Source organism: Rhizobium sp. CB3090, from assembly GCF_029714285.1.
Classification (GTDB): Bacteria; Pseudomonadota; Alphaproteobacteria; order Rhizobiales; family Rhizobiaceae; genus Rhizobium.
In genome coordinates, this window is the sequence record NZ_CP121662.1 from 3,649,724 (window position 1) to 3,666,466 (window position 16,743).

The following is a 16,743-nucleotide window of genomic DNA, read 5'->3' on the forward strand; positions in this document are numbered from 1 at the left end:
CTATCCGTGTTTTGCCAGCGATGCTGCGGCTGCGACCGGCAGGTCGAAGGCGAGCTCGCTGCCCATGGCGTGAACGGCCGCGGCCGCGTCCACTTCGGCTCTGATCGGCCCGAGCGGCGTGTCGAGCAGATATTCGCGGCTGTCGCCGGCGAAAGACGTGCCGCGCACGGTACCCCGAAAAGGACCTGAACCCAGGGTCACCGCGCGCGGCCGCCAGGCCATGCCCGCCGCAGACGAGGGCGCAGGGGATGAAAGCGTAACGGCGCCGTTCGCCGTCTTCAGCCTGCCATTCTCCAGCGCAAAGACATTCTCGAAGCCGACGAAATCGGCAACGAAGGCCGAAATCGGCCTGTTGTAGATATCCTCCGGTGTGCCGATCTGCTCGATGCCGCCGTTCACCATGACGACGATGCGGTCCGCCAGCGCCAGCGCCTCCACCTGATCATGGGTGACGAAGATCATCGTTACGCCGGTTTCCTTCTGCACCCGTTGCAGCTCGGTACGCATTTCCAGGCGCAGGCGGGCGTCGAGGTTCGACAGTGGTTCGTCGAGCAGCAACACCTTCGGCTCCATCACCATCGATCGCGCCAGCGCCACGCGCTGCTGCTGGCCGCCGGACAATTCGCCGGGCTTACGGCTGGAGAAGCTGGCGAGACCCACCGATTTCAGGCCGGTACCCACACGGGTATCGAGATCATGGCCTCGCATACCCTTGAGACGTAGGCCGAAGGCGACGTTTTCATAGACGGTGAGGTGCGGAAACAGCGCGTAGGATTGGAAGACGAGGCCGACGGCACGCTTGTTGGCGGAAACGCGGGTAATGTCGGCGCCATCGAGCCAGATCTTGCCGGATGCTGGCGCGAGCAGTCCGGCAATCGCCCGCATCGTCGTCGTCTTGCCGCAGCCGGAGGGCCCGAGCAGGGCCACAAGCTCGCCTTTGCCGATCGACAGATCGAGGTCCTTGACCGCGACCGTATCGCCATAGGCGAGCGTCAGTCTGTCCAACGTAAGGTAGGAGGGGTCAGACATAGCGCGAAAATCCCAAGAAACGTTCGGCAAGGAAGACGATGCCGATGGAGAGGAAGGCAAGCAGCGCCGATAATGCCGCGACGGAAGGATCGTAGGTCGTTTCCATATAGCCGAGCATGTCGATCGGCAGCGTCTGTACGCCCGGCCTGGCGAGAAACAGCGATACCGGTACCTGATTGAAGCTGGTGACGAAGCCGAGGATGAAGGCGGCGAGCACGCCGCTGCGAATATTCGGCAGCACCACGCGGAAAAATGCGCCGAGCCGCGACGAACCGAGGAGAACCGCCGCTTCTTCCATATCGGAGCGCAGATTGTTGAGGCTGGCCGAGACTACGCGGACGGCATAGGGAAGCACCAGTGCCGTATGCGCGAAGAATAGCGCCAGCGTGATGTCGAAGGAGAAAGGCACGACGAGATAGCGCAGGATCGCCAGGCCGACGACGATGCCCGGCACGATGATCGGCAGGGAAACCATCGTGCGGACCGTCTCGCTGCCGGGCAATCTATAGCGCGACAGCGCGTAAGCCGCCGGAACGCCGAGGATCAGCGCGAAGAGCGTGCCGCCGATCGCCAGAAACATCGACATGGCGAAGCTTTCGCGGAAGCTGTCGATGGTGAAGACCTTTGCCACCCAGCGCAGCGACAGGCCCTGCGGCGGAAAGGCCAGCGTCTCGCCGCCGGACAGCGACGCCGCGACGATGATGACGAAAGGGCCGATCAGGAAGACCAGCAGCAGGAAAAGGACGAGCGGAGAAAATAGGCGGCGCATCATGCCTGGCTCCTCGCGGTCGCGAGCCGCTTCAGCACCAGATTGGCGCCGAAACTCATGACGATGAGGATGAAGGCGATGACGCTGGCCGAAATAAAGTCGTTGGAAACCGAGATGCGCTGATAGAGCAGCGTTTCCAGCATCAGCACTTTCGAGCCGCCGAGAATGGCCGGCGTAATATAGGCCGTCAGCGAGCCGGTGAAGACCAGCGTGCCGCCGATCACCAATCCCTCGCGTGTTAGCGGCAGCACCACTTTCCAGAACACCTGGAACCAGTTGGCGCCAAGGACCCGGGCGGCAGGAACGGCATCTTTCGGCATGTTCTCAAGCGCGCTGATCAGCGACAGGATCATCAACGGCAGGAAGAGCTGCAGAAGGCCGATGAAGACAGCGGTCTCGCTGAATAGCAGGCGCAGCGGCTCGTCGCTCAAGCCGAGGCCCAGAACGGCACGGTTCACGATGCCGGTGCGCCCGAGAATGACGATCCAGGCATAGGTTCGCGCCACAGGCGAGATCATCAGCGGTAGGATAACGAGACCCACCAGGCGGCCCTTGCCCTTCGGCGGCAAGTTGACGATGGCGAAGGCGCTGGCATAACCGATGACGGCGGAAACGGCAGTAACCTCGACGCCAAGCCGGAGGGTGCGCAATAAGACCGTCTGGTTCAATGCCTCCGAAAAGAAGCCGATATAGGCCGAAAGAGTCCAACCGCTGGAGGCGGTGTGAAAGCCCTCCGAGAGCAGGATGATCACCGGGGCCAGGAAGACCACTGCGACGAAGACTGCCGCAGGCAGGGCAAGCGCCAGAGCTTCGGTCCTATTGTGGAACATTAAGGCTGACCTTCATGAAAATGGAAAAGGTGGATATCCGGATGCGGCATTCGGGATATCGTCTCGATATGGCTTTATTGGCCAACCTTGTCATTCCATTCCTTGACCCAGCTATCGCGCTGGTCGAGGGCGACCGCGGAGGGGATCAGCTTCAGGCTTTTTGCCGTGTCTTCGCCGTAAGTCAGGTTTTTGGCGACATCGTCGGGCAGCTTCACATCCTTGTTCGCCGGGCTGTCGATGAGCTTCGCGGCAAGCGCCGTCTGCACCTCCGTCGAGATCCAGAAGTCCATGAACTGCAAAGCGAGGTCCTGGTTCTTCGAGCCCTTGGTGATGACCATGACGTTCATTCCGCCGGTCTGGCCCTCCTTCGGCATTGCCCAGGCGACGGGTGTGTCGAGCTTGGTGAAGCCCGCCCAGGAGAAGCGGCCGACCGGCGCGGCCCAGATTTCCTCCTGCTGCATCAATTGCACGAGCTGCGAGGATTTTTCGTAGAAGGTGACGATATCGCTCTTGTGTTCGCCGACAGCGGCGATCGGGGCAGCGAGGTCAGGCGTATTCTTGCCAAGCGCAAGGCCCAGCATATAGAGCGCCGGCGGACCCTGATTGGTGGTAATGTTCGGCCATGCAACATGACCGACATAGTCCGGCTTCAGAAGATCGGCCCAGGAATCGATCTTCATCTTGTCCGCCCGATAGGCGATCGAGGTGGCATAGAACGTATAGCCGACGCTCATGCCGTCGCCGTTCGGGTCTTTGGCGACGTCGTAGAGTTTGTTGAAGTTGCTGAGCTTCGACGTGTCGATCTTGTCGATCAGGCCGGCGCGGGAGGCCTGCAGCGCGTCCGCCATGGAGACGGCTGCCATGTCGACGACCGGACTGGCCTTGTTTTCTTGCATCTTCGCCAGGCGCTCGACGCTGTTGCCGGTTTCGACCACCAGCTTGCAACCGCATTTGGCTTCGAAAGGATCGTAGACGAGCTTCTTGTAGTCGTCCTGGGCGAAGCCATAGACCGAAATGGTGAGCGTTCGTTCCTGTGCCTGTGCGCCGAGCGATGAAAGGGCAAACAAGGTGACCGAAGCCAGGAGCAATCGTTTCATGTCAGGAGTTCCCCCGCTGAAAGGTTCGTTTTTGCCAACCCGAGCGGGCCGGTGGATTGACGGACGATAAGCTGCATCGGCACCCGGGATTTCTCCGCAATGACGAGCCGGCTGCCGGACAATGGCTCGTCCACAGACCCCTTCTTGATCCGTCCGCCATTTTGGATAGCGCTGACCAGTGCGGTGATGGCGATCTCGGCAATCGCCGTTATATCCATGCGTATTGTGGTGAGCGCAGGGGTTACGACCGGCGACCAGATGAGATCGTCGAAGCCGGTGACGCTCGCGCTGTCCGGTACGGCGATGCCGGCCCGTTGCAATTCGGTGAGCGCGCGCAGGGCATGCAGGTCGGAAACGGCGGCAAAGGCCGTAAAGCCCTGCTGCACCTTGTCCGCCAATCCCAGCAGACAGCCGGGTCCGTCCCGCTCCTCCAGCCTTTCGATCCAGAGAACCTCGGTCTTTATGTCCGCGTCGAGGGCGGATTTGAAGCCGTCGATGCGATCGTTCTGCACGCTTGAGGCGCTGCTGGCGCCGATCAGCAGGATCTTGCGATGTCCTAGATTGCGCAGATGCCTGGCGATTTCGCGACCGCCCTGCCAGTGGTCGGCGGAAACGGTGTTGCCCGGCGTCGAGGGCGTGTCGATGACGGCCACGGGACAGTCGGCATCGGCGATGCGCGTGCCACGCCGCGGCACGATCACCATGCCGTCGACACCGCGCTCCACCAGCCGGTGAATAGCCTCCGTCTGCATGTCGACGTCACCGCGCGAATCGGCAATCAGCACACCATAGCCGGCGACGGCGGCAGCATGTTCGATTGCCTGGGCGATCTGCGGGAAAAGCGGATTGGAGATATCGGGCAGAACCAGGCCAAGAACGCCGCTGTGCCCGGTCCTCAGCGCACGGCCCGCCTGGCTCGGTATATAACCCAGCTCCGCCGCTGTGGCGCGGATGCGCTCTACCAGTTCAGCCGAGACCCGCCCCTTGCCGGAAAGGGCATTGGATACCGTGGCAACGGAGACACCGAGCGAGGCGGCGATCCTGCTGAGATTGGGGCCGGGGCGCGCGGTTGCCATCTAGTCTTGCTCTGAATAAATGAAGTGATTAATCGTTTAATCACCCCTATAAGAAATGATGGGTTTTGTCGAATCCAAATTGACGTAGGTGGGTACAATCTTATGCCGGCCACGTCGGTGGCACGTGGCGGAAAATGGCGGGAGGGAGCGCGATCTCGCTCGCGCGCCCTCGTCTGAAAAGCTTAAGCGGCAAGCGCGTCGAGGATGCGGATCCAGGAGCGGATGCCCTTGTGATAGGATCGCAGCTCGTATTTCTCATTCGGCGAATGGATGCGATCGTCGGCGAGGCCGAAACCGACCAGCAGGGATTCCATGCCGAGCATCTTCTGGAAGTCTCCGACGATCGGGATCGATCCGCCCATGCCGATAACGATAGCCGGCTTCGGCCACTCGCTGGAAAGTGCATTCTTTGCCTTGGTCAGCACCGGCGAATCATAGGCCAGTTGGATTGCCGGCGAGGCGCCGTGGGCATGGAATTCCACCGAGCAGTCGGCTGGAACTTTCGAGCGGACGTAAGCGCGGAAACTGTCGCGGATTGCATCGGGGTTCTGCTGCCCGACAAGGCGGAACGATACCTTCGCCGATGCCTTGGCGGCAATCACGGTCTTGAAGCCAGCCCCGGTATAGCCCCCCGTGATGCCGTTGACCTCGGCCGTCGGCCGCGCCCAGGTGAGCTCCATCACCGAACGGCCCTTTTCGCCCGAGGGTATCGAGAGGCCGACTTCGCCGAGGAATTTTTCGGTTGTCATGCCGAGTGTTTCCCAGGAAGCCTTGATGTTTCCCGGCGTCTCTTCGACGCCGTCATAGAAGCCATCGAGCGTGACGCGGCCGGTCTCGTCATGCAGACCGGCGAGGATGTCGGTGAGGATATGGATCGGATTGGCGGCCGCGCCGCCGAACATTCCGGAATGCAGATCGCGGTCGGCGGCATTGATGATGATTTCTTCGCCGACGAGGCCGCGCAGGCCCGCCGAGATCGCCGGCGTATCGCCGTCCCACATGCCGGTGTCGCAGACCAGCGCATAGTCTGCCTTCAGCTCGGCGGCGTTGGCTTCGAGGAAAGGCTTCAGCGACGGTGAGCCGGATTCCTCCTCGCCTTCGAACAGGATGGTGATGCGGACCGGAAGCGCGCCCCTGATTTCCTTGTAGGCCCGGACGGCTTCAACAAAGGTCATCAATTGGCCCTTGTCGTCGGAGGTGCCGCGGCCGGTCAGGATCTTGCGGCCATTGCCCATGTCCTTCACGGCAGGCGCGAAGGGATCGCTCTCCCAAAGCTCGATCGGATCGACCGGCTGCACGTCGTAGTGGCCGTAGAACAGCAAATGTGGCGCGTCTGCAGGCGCCGCGTCATGGTGGGCAACGACCATCGGATGGCCGGGCGTGTCGCGCACGGAGGCGGTGAAGCCGAGCGAGGTCAGGTAGGCGACCAGCCATTCTGCCGCCTTGCGGCACTCTGCCTTGAAGGCCGGATCGGTCGAGATGGATTTGATGCGCAGCAGGTCGAACAGATTGTCGAGACTGGACGGAAGGTTCTGATCCGCACGGTCGAGAACGGGCGATACATCGGTCATATCCGACTCCTTACGTGAAAATTGGCCGGACGATAGACCAAAGCCAGCCCGGTTTCGAGGCAGGAAAATCGAAAATTTCCGAATATCTGGTCAATGAATCGAGACGCACGATGCTAGAGATGCTTGGCGTTTTCCAGGATGCGCCTGATATATTCGAGCAGCAGCTCGCGCTCGAAGGTGCGGAAACCGCGGAACAACTCTTTGTCCGCGGCCATCGCCGCTTCGACGGCTTCGCTCTGCATGGCAGCGGCCTTGCCGGTCAGGAAGACCAGTTGCGCGCGTTTGTCGGAGGGATGCGGCCGGCGTTCCACCAGCCCGTCGCGTTCCATCCGCGACAGCGTATTGGCCATCGTCGCCTGCTCGATATCGACGCGCTCAAGCAATTGCTTCTGCGTCAGCCCGTCTTCGGACCACAATTCGAGCAGGATCGGAAATTGACCAGGGGAAAAACCAAGCCCCGCCGCTCGTTGTTGCAACGAGCGGGCAAATCCCTTCGCCATCTGATTGGCAAGGTAGGCCGCAGAGTCCATGCGATTAAATCCCATGATTGCAAGTATGCCCGTATTTTGGAGTAAAACAATCATCAAATCTTGGGTGGAATGCGGCTGATGCGGGTTAAATTCTGGTAATATTTTGCGGTTTGTTTTGCTGGCTATGTGAATGAATTCTAATAGAAAAGCCGCCATGGCCTGGAGGTGGGACCATGGCGGCTCTAAAGGGGGGACAAAGGCCCGGAGAGGGGGATAGGCCTTTGTCCAAGTCTGACATGGCGGGGGACAGGCCGGTTGCCAGACCCTCGGCGTAATCAATCGCCGGTGAGTATGAGATGAGGCTGCAAATATGGTTTTTCAAGGGAATCCGCAGATTAGATTGATTAAAAATTGGTAACGTTCGAGTGAGAAATTTGGCCGGTCTGCACAGCGCCTGATGGAACTTTATATGGACGTTGGAAGTGCGCCACGCTATCCATGCTTCCATGAAAAAAGGTGATCATCTCTTCCTCGTCGACGGCTCCGGTTTCATTTTCCGGGCCTTTCATGCCCTGCCGCCGCTGACGCGCAAATCCGATGGATTGCCGGTCGGCGCCGTCTCCGGTTTCTGCAACATGCTGTGGAAGCTGCTGACCTCGGCGCGCGACACTTCGGTCGGCGTCACCCCGACGCATTTTGCCGTCATCTTCGATTATTCCTCGAAGACATTCCGCAAGGATATCTATGGAGCCTACAAGGCAAACCGTTCGGCACCGCCCGAAGAACTGATCCCGCAATTCGGGCTCATCCGCGAGGCGACGCGCGCCTTCAATCTGCCTTGCATCGAGACAGACGGCTTCGAGGCGGACGACATCATCGCCACTTACTCCCGCCAGGCCGAAGCGATCGGCGCCGACGTCACCATCATCTCCTCCGACAAGGATCTGATGCAGCTCGTCACCCCCATGGTCCACATGTATGACAGCATGAAGGACAAGCAGATCGGCATCCCCGATGTCATCGAGAAGTGGGGTGTGCCGCCGGAAAAGATGATCGACCTGCAGGCCATGACCGGCGATTCCGTCGATAACGTGCCCGGCATTCCCGGCATCGGCCCGAAGACGGCTGCGCAGCTTCTGGAAGAGTTCGGTGATCTCGACACGCTGCTCGCCCGCGCCGGCGAGATCAAGCAGCAAAAGCGCCGCGAAAACATCGTCGCCAATGCCGAACTCGCCCGGATTTCCCGGCAATTGGTGACGCTCAGGACCGATGTGCCGCTGGAACTGCCGCTCGAGGCATTGGTGCTTGAGCCGCAGAACGGCCCGAAATTGGTCGGCTTCCTGAAGGCGATGGAATTCACTTCGCTCACGCGCCGCGTCGCCGATGCCTGCGATTGCGATGCGGCTGCGATCGAACCGTCCGAGGTCAAGGTCGAGTGGGGCGAGGCCGCCCATGGTCCCGACCTCGATGTCGGCGAAAATGTCGATCTCGTTGCCGGTGGCGAGGTGTCTGCCGAGGGTGCTTCCGTGCCTGCGCCGGCCGTCAAGGCGCGTATGGCATCCGAGAGCGCCGCAGAGCCGGCCGAACTCGCCAAAGCGCGGGCGGCAAGCTTTGCCACGGCGCCGATCGATCATTCGACATATGTCACCATCCGAGATGTGGCCGCTCTCGACCAGTGGATCGCAGACGCGCGCGAGACCGGCATCGTTGCCTTCGATACTGAGACGACCTCGCTCGACGCCATGCAGGCCGAAATTGTCGGCTTTTCGCTGGCGATCGCCGATAACCGGAACGATCCTTCCGGTGCGGTCATCCGCGCCGCTTACGTGCCGCTCGGCCACAAGAACGGCGTCGGCGATCTGCTCGGCGGCGGACTGGTGGACAATCAGATTCCGCTGCGCGATGCCTTGCCACGGTTGAAGGATCTGCTCGAAGACCCCTCCGTCCTCAAGATCGCGCAGAACCTGAAATACGACTACCTGCTGATGAAGCGTTATGGCATCGAACTCAAGGCCTTCGATGACACCATGCTGCTGTCCTACGTGCTTGACGGCGGTGCCAATGCAGTCCACGGCATGGACAGCCTGTCGGAGCGCTGGCTCGGCCACAAGCCGATCGCCTATAAGGACGTCGTCGGAAGCGGCAGATCCAACGTCACCTTCGATCTCGTCGATATCGACCGGGCCACGGCCTACGCCGCCGAAGATGCCGATGTGACGCTGCGGCTTTGGCTGGTGCTGAAGCCTCGGTTGGCGGCGGAAAAGCTCACCAGCGTCTATGAGCGCTTGGAGCGGCCGCTGGTGCCGGTTTTGGCCCATATGGAAGAGCGCGGCATCACCATCGACCGGCAGATCCTGTCGCGCCTCTCCGGCGAGCTGGCGCAGGGTGCTGCCGCGCTGGAGGATGAGATTTACACGCTGGCCGGCGAGCGTTTCAATATCGGGTCACCGAAGCAGCTCGGCGATATTCTCTTTGGCAAGATGGGCCTTGCCGGTGGCAACAAAACCAAGACGGGGCAATGGTCGACCTCGGCGCAGGTGCTGGAAGATCTGGCCGCCGCCGGCTTCGAACTGCCGCGCAAGATCGTCGACTGGCGCCAGCTCACCAAGCTGAAATCCACTTATACCGACGCTTTGCCGGGCTACGTCCACCCCGAGACCAAACGGGTCCATACCTCCTATTCGCTGGCCTCGACCACGACCGGACGGCTGTCCTCCTCCGAGCCTAACCTGCAGAACATTCCGGTTCGCACGGCCGAAGGCCGCAAGATCCGCACGGCTTTCATCTCGACGCCGGGTCACAAGCTGATCTCGGCCGACTATAGCCAGATCGAACTCCGCGTGCTGGCGCATGTCGCTAATATTCCGCAGCTCGAACAGGCCTTTGCCGACGGCGTCGATATTCACGCTATGACGGCCTCGGAAATGTTCAGCGTGCCGATCGAGGGCATGCCGAGCGAAGTGCGCCGTCGCGCCAAGGCGATCAACTTCGGCATCATCTACGGCATTTCCGCCTTCGGCCTTGCCAACCAGCTTTCGATCGAGCGTTCGGAAGCCGGCGACTACATCAAGCGGTACTTCGAGCGCTTCCCCGGCATTCGCGATTATATGGAAGGCACCAAGGCTGCCGCCCGCGACAAGGGATATGTCGAGACCATCTTCGGCCGCCGCGTGCATTTTCCGGAAATCCGCTCCTCCAACCCGTCCGTGCGAGCCTTCAACGAACGCGCCTCGATCAATGCGCCGATCCAGGGCTCGGCCGCCGACGTCATCCGCCGCGCCATGGTCAAGATGGAGCCGGCGCTTGCGGCCGCCGGTCTTGGCGATCGCGTGCGCATGCTGCTGCAGGTGCACGACGAACTGATCTTCGAAGTCGAAGACGCCGATGTCGAGCGCTCGACGCCGATCATCGTCTCGGTCATGGAAAATGCCGCCATGCCGGCGGTCGATATGTCCGTGCCGCTGAAGGTGGACGCGCGCGCGGCTCACAATTGGGACGAAGCACACTGAGGCAATCCGGGCATAGCCAGAAGGTCAGCCCCCATAGTGAGGCGGCCCCCTCATCCGACCCTTCGGGCCACCTTCTCCCCGAGGGGAGAAGGGAAAATGGAGCGTGCCGCAAATCCCTACCTTCTCTCCAGCGGAGAGAAGGATGCGCGAAGCGCAGGTTGTGGGGGCGTTGCACCGTGAGCTTCCGCAGGTGCGGCACAAGCCGCCTTATCTTGCAATCAACGCTTCCAGCTCGGCGATGATCGCGCGTTCGGCCTCTTCAAGGGTGCCGCTGTTGTCGATATTAGCAACGTCATAGCTGCCGTTGACGGTGAGCGAGCCGCGTTCCAGCCGCTTCAGCACGTCCTCGCGGCTCTCGCGGCCGCGTGCCATCAGCCGCTCGGCTAGTACTTCGCGCTGCGCCGTGATGTTGATGACTTTCAGCCGCGGAAAGGCGGTCTGGAAACGGTCGAGCACCGAGCGCGAGCCGTTGGCGATGACGAGATGGCCGAGGGCAAGCTCATCGCGGACCGCTGCCGGAATTCCGTATTTCAGGCCATGCGCTTCCCAGGAAACAGCAAAGGCGCCGGCGCGCTGCAGGGCGTCGAAATCGGCATCCGAGACGCTTTTGTGATCCTCGTTGCCGGCATCGCCTTCACGGGTGATGATGCGGCGGACGAAATGGACATCCGGCCGGCCGGCGAGATGCCGGGCGGCGAGATTCATCAGCGTATCCTTGCCGGCACCGCTGGGTCCGACCACCACGGCCATAATGCCGGCTGTGTCGGACGCCAAGTTCTTAGCCGGCTTTCTGTTGGCCTCGACCGTCATGCGACACGCCGTCCCTCTCGCCAGACAGAGCGCGTCACCGGCACGCCATGATCGCGACGGACACGCACGAGATCGGCGCGCAGGCCCTCGGCGATACGGCCACGGTCGTTCAGGCTGACGGTCTTTGCGGGAGTTGCGGTCACCATGGCGATCGCCTGCGGCAGGGAAATGCTCTCGACCTCATCCGCAAGGATGAAGGGCGCATGCAGTAGGCTGAGCGGCACATAATCCGACGACAACACATCGAGCACGCCGAGTTCGGCGAGATCGCGGGCGGCGATATTGCCGGAATGCGACTTGCCGCGGACGATGTTTGGCGCCCCCATCAGCACGCTCATGCCCGCGCCGTGCGACGCCTTGGCGGCGTCGATGCTGGTCGGGAATTCGGCAAGGCGAACGCCGTAATTGATGGCTTCGTCGACATGCGCAAGCGTCGCGTCGTCATGGCTGGCGATCGTGATGCCGCGTTCGGCGCAGACCTTGGAGATGGCATCGCGATGCGGCGTTGCGTATTTGGCCGATTCTTCCTGGCGCTTGGCAACGAAACGGGCAAAAGCCTCGTCGCTCAGGCCGCGCTTCTTCTGATAGTAGAAGATGTATTGATCCATGGTCTGGAACTGGCGTTGGCCCGGCGCATGGTCCATCAGTGAAACCAGACGGACGTAAGGGTCCTTCTCGAAATCCTGGAAATGATCGAGGACATTGTCGGAGGAAACCTCGCAACGCAAGTGGATCAGGTGTTCGGCGCGCAACCGGTCCTCGCGTTCCGCCGCCTGGATAGCATCGGCCATGTCGCGCATTTCGCCGCGCTCGAAACCGCCGTCTTCATCCGAGCCCATGCGCAGGCAGTCGAATACGGTGGTGATGCCGGAGGTGACGACCTGGGCGTCATGCGCCTGGATGGCCGCCGTCTTGTTCCAGCGCACGCCTGGGCGCGGCGAATAGTGAGCTTCCAGATGGTCCGTATGCAGCTCGACGAGACCGGGGATCAGATAGTCGCCCTCGAAATCCTCACCGATGGCGGACTTGCCTTCCGAAATGCCGGCAATACGACCGTCACGGATCAGCACGGAGCCTTCGACGATCTTATCTTCGAGGACGATGCGGGCGTTGGAAAGGACGGTTTCTTTGGTCATGTCAGGTCTTTCGCTATTAGGCGCCGGAAAGCGGCAGCCAGGAACGGACGGTAAAAGGAGCGCCGCGCTCTTCTTCGATGAAGACGGCGAGGCCGGAAACGGCGAGCGCCTTGCCGATATGGTCGGCGAAGCGGTCGCGCAGGACGTCGTGCATGTCGGCTTGACGTTCGGTTGGAACGCGCCCGGTCAACGTCATATGGAAACGGAACTCGTCATTGACGTAGGGATAGCCCCAGCGCAGCAGATTGGCGCGCTGCGGCTCAGTCAAGCCTTCCGGATTGCGCCGGGTGATATCATGATCCGAAAGCGGCGCGCGGAACGGTTCGAAGGTCTTGACCACCCGCGAGGCAAAATCCTGTAGCGGCTGGTAAAGCGAGCCGGGTACCAGCGCGAAGAAATGCCCGAGCTGGCCAAGCACCAGTTCCGGAATCGTAAAAGCCTTGGTGCGGGCGGCGAACTCGGCGGCGACATCGAGAAGATCGCGCTCAGTCACCGAGCCGGCAAGCTCGAACGGCGCCTTCAGCGTGGCGTGAAAGCCATATCGGCGCGGATCGGCGGTCAGTTCGGCATGGCCTTCCGGCACGGGACCCATGGCCCTGTCGGAAAAGATCTCATCGGAAAATGCATCGCGGCCGAGCCAGCGAGCGGCAAGCGCGGTCAGCGGATCGTCTTTGGGCGGCGTGAAATAGAGAGCATAGCGCAAGGCTGCATTCCTTGGAAAATCGGCGCGAGACACTGTTGGGTGATTTGCGACAAACCGCAAGAGCAGCAAGGCAGCAGCGGTTCGAATCCGGCTAAAGCGAACTCGAGCAATGTTGTCTTGCCGACCTGCGCTACCGGATTCCCGTGACAAAATGATGATGCGCCGCGTTTTTTTTCCGAAGGCTTCCTACCTGTTTTGCGTGCCCATCAGACGCGAGCGAAGTGCGTTGGAAGCGGCGTCGAACAGGAAGACGACGATCAGGATCAAGAGCACCATATAGGCGACGTTTTCCCAATTGGCATTGGTGCGCATCGCCTCCCAAAGCTTCAGGCCGATACCGCCGGCGCCGACAGCGCCGATGATGGTGGCGCCGCGCACATTCGATTCCCACTGGTAGAGGGTCTGGCTGACGATGACCGGCACGATCTGCGGCATGATCCCGTAGCGATGCACGAGAACTGTCGAGGAGCCCGTCGATTTGACGCCTTCGCGTGGCTTGTTGTCGATGTTCTCCAGCCCTTCGGAGTAGAGTTTGCCGAGCGTGCCGGTCTCCGTGAGGAAGATTGCGCCGCTGCCGGCGAGCGGGCCGGGGCCGAAGGCTCGGGTCAGGAACAGCGCCCAGATCAGCATGTCGACCGAACGCAGGAAGTCGAAGAAGCGCTTCAATATCTGATTGACCAGCCGGTTCGGCGTGATGTTGCGCGCTGCCATGAAGGCGAGCGGAAAGGCCGCGAGGGAACCGAGCAGCGTGCCGAGGAAAGCCATGACGATGGTCTGGAACAGCTTGGTCCAGACATCGCCATGCTGCCATGCGCCATTGTTCCAGATATTGTCGAAGGCCAGCGAGAGATTGGACTGGTCGGGCTCAAGCCGCGGCCCTGAAACGATCAGGCTGATGACTTCGCTCGCCGGCTTATCGAAGAAGGGCGAGTGCGTATCGAAGACGAAATTCGCCCAGCCGATGAAACGCTTGCGGATCTTCACGCGATCGGTGGAAATGCTGACGTCGCCGGCAAAACCCATATTGGCGAGGATATTGTCGTCATAAACCGTAATCCACGACGGCAGTGGCTCCGAGCCGAGAACCTTCGGCGAAGCGCCGGTGAAGTCGATCGGAACGGTGACGCCATGCGCGGTCAGGATCGCTTGCGTCTTGGTAATCGTCACGCTGCGGCTGGTGCCGCTGACGGAGACCGTCAGGCTGCCGTCGGGATTGTTCGTCACCCAGTCCGGATGCGGATTATCGCCTAGCGGCGAAAAACGCGGATATTTGACCTTGATGTTGTCGCCGGAAACGCGGAACTCCGGCTGCACGTCGTAGCTGACCCATTCGCTGAGATAGATGCCGACGCGCTCCCAATGCGCTTCCGCGATGATCTTCGGCAGGTCGAAGAACCAGACAGCGTAGATGCCGTAAAGGATCACGCCGAGAAAGATCATCAGCGCGCCGAAACGCTGGCGGAACGATCGGTGCAGGATTTCCGGGTAGCGGGCTTCGATTTCCTGCATGCGGCCGGCGGCGATGACGGACATGGGCAACCTCAGTGTTGCAGAAGGAAGGCATGTTCGCCGACAAGACGGCGACGGAGCCATGCGGAAAGTTGATCGACGGCGATGATCGTCACGAAAAGCAGCAGCACGAGCGCCACCGTCTTGGCGCCGAAGCCGCGCGAGATCGAAAGCTTCAGCTCCTCGCCGATACCGCCGCCGCCAACGGCGCCGATAATGGTCGAAGCGCGGACGTTGATCTCCAGGCGCAGCAGCGCATAGGATATGAAATTCGGCAGAACCTGCGGCAGGGCGGCGAAACGAACGCGCTCCGTCCAGCTTGCGCCGACCGCTTTCATGCCCTCGTCCGGCTTCATGTCGATATTCTCGATCACCTCGTAGAAGAGCTTGCCGAGCGCGCCGATCGTATGCAGGCCGACGGCGATGATGGCCGCGATCGGACCGATCGACAGGATCGCCGAAAACAGCCCGGCGATGACGATCTCGGGAAAGGCGCGCAGCAATTCCATGAAGCGTTTGGTCACCAGGCGAAGCGGATGCGACGGCGACATGTTGCGCGCGGCAAAGAAGCTGAGAGGCAAGGCGACGATGAAGCCGATGAGCGTGGAGACCAGCGCCACGTTGATCGTGATGATCATCAGCTCGAAATATTCCGGGATATAGAAATCGCCCCAGACATAGACGCGGCCGAGCGGGAAATTGAATTCCTCGCCGCCGACGCCGTTTGCGCCGTTGGGGCTCGGCAGGTCGAAGAGCGCGCGATAGACGTCGGCCCAATCCTTGGGGATGAGCCAGCTCAGGAAATCGAAAAGATGCGGCAGGCGGTCGAAGAAATGGCCGGCATTGCTCTCGTCGGCAAAGCGAACGGAACTGACGAAAGCGAGGATCAGGATCAGCAGGCCGATGCCGGTATAGAGGCGGCGGCGCGCCACCATCCTGCTCCAGGCGTCGCCGATATCCTTGGCGCTCTGAGGAGTGCCTTGCGTCTGTAGCTGAGTATCGGCAATCGTCATGAGATCATCGTCTTTGAAAAAGAAATCTACCTTCTCCCCGGCGGGGAGAAGGATGCCCGCAGGGCAGGTTGAGGGGGCGTTGCACCGTAAGGCGACCTTGAAATATGCTGCGTCCCCGGTCCCGTGTTCCGGTTCTGGCGGAGGTGGAGCGCACCACGCCCCCTCATCCGTCACTCACGATGTCGCTGCGCTCTATCGCTCGCGCCACCTTCTCCCCGACGGGGAGAAGGGGTTGATTGATGAGCCGATCAGCCGCCGATGGCAGCCTTACGAACTTCGACAACGGCCTTGTAGAAGTCCTGGTTCACCTTGACGTAGCCCTTGAAGTCGCCGCCTTCGATCGCGGAGAAGCACTTGGCGTCGGCGGTCGGGAGCTTCATGAAAAAGTCGGTCAGCTTGGCCTGCCATTCGGTGCCGAGAGCGTTGCGAACGACGAGCGGGCCGTTCGGGATCAGCGGCGAGCGCCAGACTTCGACGAGCTTGTTCGGATCGACAGCGCCCTTGTCGACTTCCTTGCGGAAGGTACCGGAGGTGTAGCCGTCCTTGAAATCGCCGAGGCCCGAAGAGTCGTCAACGGCAACGTCGACCTTGCCGTCATAGGCGGCGAGCAGGTTGTTTTCGTGACCGCCGTTGAACTGGGTCGAAGCGAAGAACTTGTCGTTCGGCATGCCGGTGGTCTTCGGAATCTGCGTCAGCGGAACGAGGTAGCCCGAGGTGGAGTCCGGATCGGCGTAGCCGAGCTTCTTGCCCTTGGCATCAGCGATCGTCTTGATGCCGGAGGACTTCAGCGCGAGACCGATCGAGTAATAGCCGGTCGAACCGTCAGTCTGCTGCGTGGTCAGGATCGGGGTAACGGCCTTCGGATCCTTGATGTAGGTGGCCGCATAGCCGGAAGCGCCGAGTTCGGCGAAGTCGAGCGTGCCGCCGAGCAGGCCCTGGATGACGCCGTCATAGTCGGCAGCCGGGAACAGCGATACCTTCTCGAAACCGAACTCCTTCTTCAGGTGGTCGGAGAGGCAGGCATAGTTGCGCAGGCGGTCGGCTTCGTTTTCGCCACCGAGAATACCAACGCGGAATTCCTTGATGTCCTGAGCGGCAGCGCCGCCAGCGAGCGCGAGAAGCGCCGTGGCTGCGAGAAGGGTCTTCTTCAACATGGGTTCGTCTCCTGATTAGCCGGTGTCCCCGGATGTCTTCGGTCTAGAAGAAATGCGCCCTTGACGC

Annotated in this window: 14 protein-coding genes; 1 reads left to right on the forward strand and 13 read right to left on the reverse strand. The window is 61.2% G+C overall.

Annotated features, from left to right (window positions below; all coding sequences use genetic code 11):
* The 7 genes from QA646_RS17505 to QA646_RS17535 form a co-directional block, all read right to left on the reverse strand.
* Positions 1 to 1,029 carry an ABC transporter ATP-binding protein gene (locus tag QA646_RS17505; protein WP_283056641.1) on the reverse strand — a complete coding sequence of 343 codons (1,029 nt, stop codon included), beginning with the start codon at positions 1,027 to 1,029 and terminating at the stop codon, positions 1 to 3.
* Entirely contained in the window at positions 1,022 to 1,801 is a 780-nt protein-coding gene (locus QA646_RS17510) for an ABC transporter permease (RefSeq protein WP_283056642.1), read from the reverse strand. The genes QA646_RS17505 and QA646_RS17510 overlap by 8 nt, the downstream gene beginning before the upstream one ends.
* Entirely contained in the window at positions 1,798 to 2,628 is an 831-nt protein-coding gene (locus QA646_RS17515; protein WP_283056643.1) for an ABC transporter permease, read from the reverse strand. The genes QA646_RS17510 and QA646_RS17515 overlap by 4 nt, the downstream gene beginning before the upstream one ends.
* A 74-nt stretch (positions 2,629 to 2,702) precedes the next feature.
* A complete protein-coding gene (locus QA646_RS17520) occupies positions 2,703 to 3,725 on the reverse strand; it encodes a polyamine ABC transporter substrate-binding protein (protein WP_283056644.1) in 1,023 nt (340 codons plus the stop codon).
* Entirely contained in the window at positions 3,722 to 4,801 is a 1,080-nt protein-coding gene (locus QA646_RS17525; RefSeq protein WP_283056645.1) for a LacI family DNA-binding transcriptional regulator, read from the reverse strand. Before QA646_RS17525 ends, QA646_RS17520 begins: the two co-directional genes overlap by 4 nt.
* Before the next feature lie 182 nt (positions 4,802 to 4,983).
* A complete protein-coding gene (locus QA646_RS17530; RefSeq protein ID WP_283056646.1) occupies positions 4,984 to 6,372 on the reverse strand; it encodes a M20/M25/M40 family metallo-hydrolase in 1,389 nt (462 codons plus the stop codon).
* A 113-nt stretch (positions 6,373 to 6,485) separates the two neighbouring features.
* A complete protein-coding gene (locus QA646_RS17535; protein ID WP_283058906.1) occupies positions 6,486 to 6,902 on the reverse strand; it encodes a MarR family transcriptional regulator in 417 nt (138 codons plus the stop codon).
* Between the two features lie 446 nt (positions 6,903 to 7,348).
* Here QA646_RS17535 and polA point away from each other — a divergent pair, with 446 nt between their 5' ends.
* Complete coding sequence (polA, locus tag QA646_RS17540) at positions 7,349 to 10,351, forward strand: DNA polymerase I (RefSeq protein ID WP_283056647.1); 3,003 nt, start codon at positions 7,349 to 7,351, stop codon at positions 10,349 to 10,351.
* Between the two features lie 207 nt (positions 10,352 to 10,558).
* Here the strand turns inward: polA and phnN are convergent, their stop codons facing one another.
* The 6 genes from phnN to phnD form a co-directional block, all read right to left on the reverse strand.
* Positions 10,559 to 11,161, reverse strand: a complete 603-nt coding sequence (gene phnN / locus QA646_RS17545) for a phosphonate metabolism protein/1,5-bisphosphokinase (PRPP-forming) PhnN (RefSeq protein WP_283056648.1) — start codon at positions 11,159 to 11,161, stop codon at positions 10,559 to 10,561.
* The gene (locus tag QA646_RS17550; protein ID WP_283056649.1) at positions 11,158 to 12,297 is read right to left on the reverse strand and encodes an alpha-D-ribose 1-methylphosphonate 5-triphosphate diphosphatase; all 1,140 of its coding nucleotides are present in this window, start codon (positions 12,295 to 12,297) and stop codon (positions 11,158 to 11,160) included. Before QA646_RS17550 ends, phnN begins: the two co-directional genes overlap by 4 nt.
* Positions 12,298 to 12,313: 16 nt before the next feature.
* Positions 12,314 to 13,000, reverse strand: a complete 687-nt coding sequence (locus QA646_RS17555) for a DUF1045 domain-containing protein (protein WP_283056650.1) — start codon at positions 12,998 to 13,000, stop codon at positions 12,314 to 12,316.
* 186 nt (positions 13,001 to 13,186) lie between these two features.
* Positions 13,187 to 14,533 (reverse strand): phosphonate ABC transporter, permease protein PhnE, encoded by a 1,347-nt coding sequence (gene phnE, locus QA646_RS17560; protein ID WP_283056651.1) that lies wholly within the window; start codon positions 14,531 to 14,533, stop codon positions 13,187 to 13,189.
* An 8-nt stretch (positions 14,534 to 14,541) separates the two neighbouring features.
* Entirely contained in the window at positions 14,542 to 15,522 is a 981-nt protein-coding gene (gene phnE / locus QA646_RS17565; RefSeq protein WP_283056652.1) for a phosphonate ABC transporter, permease protein PhnE, read from the reverse strand.
* 248 nt (positions 15,523 to 15,770) lie between these two features.
* A complete protein-coding gene (gene phnD, locus QA646_RS17570) occupies positions 15,771 to 16,676 on the reverse strand; it encodes a phosphonate ABC transporter substrate-binding protein (RefSeq protein WP_283056653.1) in 906 nt (301 codons plus the stop codon).
* Between the last annotated feature and the right edge of the window lie 67 nt (positions 16,677 to 16,743).

Excerpts from the sequence above, each read along its gene's own strand:
- QA646_RS17505 (WP_283056641.1), bottom strand. The coding sequence starts at position 1,029 with ATGTCTGACCCCTCCTACCTTACGTTGGACAGACTGACGCTCGCCTAT.
- QA646_RS17510 (WP_283056642.1), bottom strand. The coding sequence starts at position 1,801 with ATGATGCGCCGCCTATTTTCTCCGCTCGTCCTTTTCCTGCTGCTGGTC.
- QA646_RS17515 (WP_283056643.1), bottom strand. The coding sequence starts at position 2,628 with ATGTTCCACAATAGGACCGAAGCTCTGGCGCTTGCCCTGCCTGCGGCA.
- QA646_RS17520 (WP_283056644.1), bottom strand. The coding sequence starts at position 3,725 with ATGAAACGATTGCTCCTGGCTTCGGTCACCTTGTTTGCCCTTTCATCG.
- QA646_RS17525 (WP_283056645.1), bottom strand. The coding sequence starts at position 4,801 with ATGGCAACCGCGCGCCCCGGCCCCAATCTCAGCAGGATCGCCGCCTCG.
- QA646_RS17530 (WP_283056646.1), bottom strand. The coding sequence starts at position 6,372 with ATGACCGATGTATCGCCCGTTCTCGACCGTGCGGATCAGAACCTTCCG.
- QA646_RS17535 (WP_283058906.1), bottom strand. The coding sequence starts at position 6,902 with ATGGACTCTGCGGCCTACCTTGCCAATCAGATGGCGAAGGGATTTGCC.
- polA (WP_283056647.1), top strand. The coding sequence starts at position 7,349 with ATGAAAAAAGGTGATCATCTCTTCCTCGTCGACGGCTCCGGTTTCATT.
- phnN (WP_283056648.1), bottom strand. The coding sequence starts at position 11,161 with ATGACGGTCGAGGCCAACAGAAAGCCGGCTAAGAACTTGGCGTCCGAC.
- QA646_RS17550 (WP_283056649.1), bottom strand. The coding sequence starts at position 12,297 with ATGACCAAAGAAACCGTCCTTTCCAACGCCCGCATCGTCCTCGAAGAT.
- phnE (WP_283056651.1), bottom strand. The coding sequence starts at position 14,533 with ATGTCCGTCATCGCCGCCGGCCGCATGCAGGAAATCGAAGCCCGCTAC.
- phnE (WP_283056652.1), bottom strand. The coding sequence starts at position 15,522 with ATGACGATTGCCGATACTCAGCTACAGACGCAAGGCACTCCTCAGAGC.
- phnD (WP_283056653.1), bottom strand. The coding sequence starts at position 16,676 with ATGTTGAAGAAGACCCTTCTCGCAGCCACGGCGCTTCTCGCGCTCGCT.